A 3,331-nucleotide genomic window follows, 5' to 3' on the forward strand; every position below is an offset into this window, starting at 1 on the left:
CGCCGGCAGCTACACGGGCAACCCCAGAGTCGCTCGCCGCGTCCGCAGTACCGCAGCGAAACCCGGCAGCGCTCCCCTTCGCTTCCGTGACGAGTCTGGACAATCTTCACGGTATTGAGCCGATAGCCGAAGCCTTGATCAAGACGCTGGCAGGCAAGGCGCGCACGGGTCACCTGGACGAACTGAAAGCGCTGGAACTGCTGCAGCAGGCGATCCTGCTATGAGCCGGTATAGCGTGCCAGGCTCCCCGCGACATGCCGCACAAAGCGCATCGAGGTGACCGGGTCCCGCTACGCAAAAAATTGCGCTGTGTCAGGTCGACTTGCCACCGACCTGCATCGCCGGGCTGACCGGAGAGGTCAATTGTAAGCGGTAGTTTCTGCCGCGCCTAGCGCGGCCGGGTCAAGAAGATCAAGCTGCGTCCGCAACCTCAACATTGCGGACGCAACTTATGACTGACACTCAAACTGACTTTGACTTTCTTCCGCTGCGGGTAATCGGTAAAACGGCCAACGGCAAGAACCGGTACGACCGAGCAGGCAAGCGCAAGCTCATAGAGGCCTGCCAAAGGCCCGGGGCCTCGGTTGCTGGGCTTGCGCTGAAGGCTGGCGTAAATGCCAACCAGCTTCGCAAATGGATTAGCCTGGATCGCAAGCCGGCTGGTTCGCGGTATAAGCGGCGATCGACGCCGGGGCATGCAGCGGCATTCGTGCCGGTGCGGGAAGTCGCGGACGTCGGGCCTGCGCACCCGCTCCACAGGCTGCCAATGCCCGATGTCCTGCCGCCCCCGATGCGACGCGAGACGATAATGGCCTCGCAACATCCAGCGCCGCCTTCGCGCCTGGTGGCGCACTTGCCCAACGGCGTGAGTCTTGAGCTTGAATGCGGGCAGCAGGATACGACGCTGCTCACCGCGATGATCGACGCGTTGAGGGGCCGCTGATGCTGCGCTTCGCTGACGACCTTCGGGTCTACCTGCACCGCGAGCCGGTTGACTTCCGTTGCGGCATCAATACCCTGGCCGCCCTCGTCGAGGAGTCGATGCGGCTGGACCCGCTCGCGCGTGCCGTGTATGCGTTCCGCAACCGCAAGTGCGATCGCATCAAGCTTCTGCTGTACGAGCGCACGGGTTTCTGGCTACTGCTGCGTCGGCTTGAACAAGACCACTTCGTGTGGCCACGCCGCCACCAGGCGGTGATCGAACTGACGACGGAGCAGCTTCACTGGCTGCTTGACGGCATCGACATCGACGCGGTTCGCCGCCATCCCACGCGGCGTTACCTGCACGCCAGCTAGCCCGCCTGTTGTGCAAAGCCAACAGCGGCGCGCTTTTTACATTCCGACGTAAACCCACGGCGCGCCGCACTTCGCTATCCTGGTGCGCATGACGAACACCCCCAATCTCAAGCGCGTGCCCAGGGCGGTCCAGGGCTACATCCACGCCCTCGAGGCGCGCGTCGCCGATGACGCGCAACACATCGACAAACTGGACCAGCACATCGGCAGGCTGGGCCTGCGCATCGAGCAGCTTGAGGAGCAGGTCCGTCTGCTGGAAGCGGAGCGTTTCGCACCGAAAAGCGAGAAGCGCAAGGATCGCGTGTTCGACGAGGCCGAGTTGCTCGCCCGCAGTGAGTCCGGCGACGAAGATGACGAGGGTGTGCTGCCCGAGCTGCCCGACACCGGCCTGCCAGCGGCCGGTCCGACTGAACGCCGCAAGGTCGGGCGCAAGCCATTGCCAGCTCATCTGCCACGCGAGCGTATCGAGTACGACCTGCCGCAGGACCAGCGCGGCTGTCCGTGTTGCGGTAATGCCATGCATCGCATTGGCGAAGACATCAGCGAGCAGCTGCATGTGGAGACCAAATGGACGGTCCACCAGAACGTGCGCGCGAAGTATGCGTGCCGCCACTGCGAGCGCCACGCCGAACATACGCCGGTCGTGGTCGCGCCGATGCCGGTGCAGCCGCTTCCGGGCAGCCATGCCGACGCGTCGGTGCTCGCGACGGTGGCGACGGCGAAGTACGTCGATGGCATGCCGCTGTACCGGATGCAGGAGGCGTTCGCGCGCTGGCAGGTTCCGGTGAGTCGCGGCACGCTCGCGCACTGGGTCATCCGCCCCAGCGAACTGCATTACACGCGGTTGTACGACGCGCTGAAAAAGGTCTTGCTGTCCCAGGCGTTGATCCACGGCGACGAAACCACGCTTCAAGTGCTCAAGGAAGCCGGCCGGTCCGCACAGAGCAAAAGTTACATGTGGGTTTACCGCAGCGCCCACGACTGCGAGCAGCCTGTGGTGTTGTTCGAGTACCAGCCGGGGCGTGGACAGGAGCATCCGAAGGCCTTCCTCGGTGACTATGGCGGTATGCTGATGAGCGACGGCTACAGCGCCTGGCGCACGATCAAAACGGCGACGCACTTCGGATGCATGGCTCACGCGCGCAGGCTGTTTGTGAAGGCGGACAAGGCGGCTGAAAAAAAGGCCGGTGACGACGGCAAGCCGAAAACGCCGAATGCTCGCGTGGCGAAGGCACTCGAATACTTCCAGATTCTGTATCGGGTCGAGGCGCTGGCCAAAGGCGATTTGCCCGATGGCCAAACGCGCGCAGGCTACACGTATCAGTTGCGCCAGCAGCACAGCGCACCGGTGCTCGAAGCCTTCAAGGCGTGGCTCGATGAACTCGCGCCGAAGGTCGCGCCCCAGAGCCTGCTGGGCAAGGCAATTGCGTACACGCGAAAGCAGTGGGAATACCTGAGCCGCTACGTCACAGATGGTTGCGCACCCATCGATAACAACGTCTGCGAACGTGACGTCAGGCCGTTTGCCACGTCGAGAAAAAGCTGGCTGTTCAGCGACACAGTTGACGGCGCAAAAGCCAGCGCCACGATCTACAGCCTTGTGCTGACGTGCCGGGCCTGCGACGTCGAGCCGTATGACTATCTCCTGCATGTGCTCACCGAGCTGCCGCAGCGCGCGTCCGACGCCGACGTCACAGATCTGCTGCCATTCAATTACGCCCGACAGCAGCAGGCCAAAGCAACAACTCCCTGACTGACTTCCACCGCATTCACACCGACGTCGCCGGTCGATTACGATCGCCGCGACGCGGCTACGCTCGACCTTCAATTGCTCGCAAGCCGCCATACCGTGTGCTGGAATCGGCGCTTACCTTTCACGAAAGCGGTAACAGCAAGTCCTGCCGTCAGGGCAACAAGCGCCCCGGCGACCGCAAATGCACCCCGTATCTCGATGTTTCCGACCTCAACGCTGCGAAGCAGGCCCTGGACGATCAGCCATTCGCTCGGGAAACCATTAAATGGCGGGATGGCGATG

The 3,331-nt window shown here is 63.1% G+C and carries 4 protein-coding genes and 1 pseudogene; 4 read left to right on the forward strand and 1 reads right to left on the reverse strand.

The genetic code is table 11. The features are described 5' to 3' along the window. The 4 genes and pseudogenes from VMJ11_RS27830 to tnpC form a co-directional block, all read left to right on the forward strand. Nucleotides 1-224 (forward strand): annotated as a pseudogene (locus tag VMJ11_RS27830) (hypothetical protein); the annotation flags it as partial. A 227-nt stretch (nt 225-451) separates the two neighbouring features. Next, nucleotides 452-943 carry an IS66-like element accessory protein TnpA gene (tnpA, locus tag VMJ11_RS27835; protein WP_325623802.1) on the forward strand — a complete coding sequence of 164 codons (492 nt, stop codon included), beginning with the start codon at nt 452-454 and terminating at the stop codon, nt 941-943. Next, complete coding sequence (tnpB, locus tag VMJ11_RS27840) at nt 943-1,296, forward strand: IS66 family insertion sequence element accessory protein TnpB (RefSeq protein WP_325623804.1); 354 nt, start codon at nt 943-945, stop codon at nt 1,294-1,296. The genes tnpA and tnpB overlap by 1 nt, the downstream gene beginning before the upstream one ends. Nucleotides 1,297-1,384: 88 nt before the next feature. Then, entirely contained in the window at nt 1,385-3,049 is a 1,665-nt protein-coding gene (gene tnpC / locus VMJ11_RS27845) for an IS66 family transposase (protein ID WP_325623806.1), read from the forward strand. A 71-nt stretch (nt 3,050-3,120) separates the two neighbouring features. Here tnpC and VMJ11_RS27850 read toward each other — a convergent pair. After that, nucleotides 3,121-3,331: hypothetical protein (locus tag VMJ11_RS27850; protein WP_325623808.1), on the reverse strand; the 211-nt coding region annotated here is incomplete at its 5' end.

The sequence above is a fragment of the Paraburkholderia sp. genome (assembly GCF_035501035.1).
Taxonomy (GTDB): Bacteria; Pseudomonadota; Gammaproteobacteria; order Burkholderiales; family Burkholderiaceae; genus Paraburkholderia.

Bases quoted from the DNA above. Each gene is read 5' to 3' on its own strand.
- tnpC (WP_325623806.1), top strand. From the start codon at position 1,385: ATGACGAACACCCCCAATCTCAAGCGCGTGCCCAGGGCGGTCCAGGGC.
- tnpA (WP_325623802.1), top strand. From the start codon at position 452: ATGACTGACACTCAAACTGACTTTGACTTTCTTCCGCTGCGGGTAATC.
- tnpB (WP_325623804.1), top strand. From the start codon at position 943: ATGCTGCGCTTCGCTGACGACCTTCGGGTCTACCTGCACCGCGAGCCG.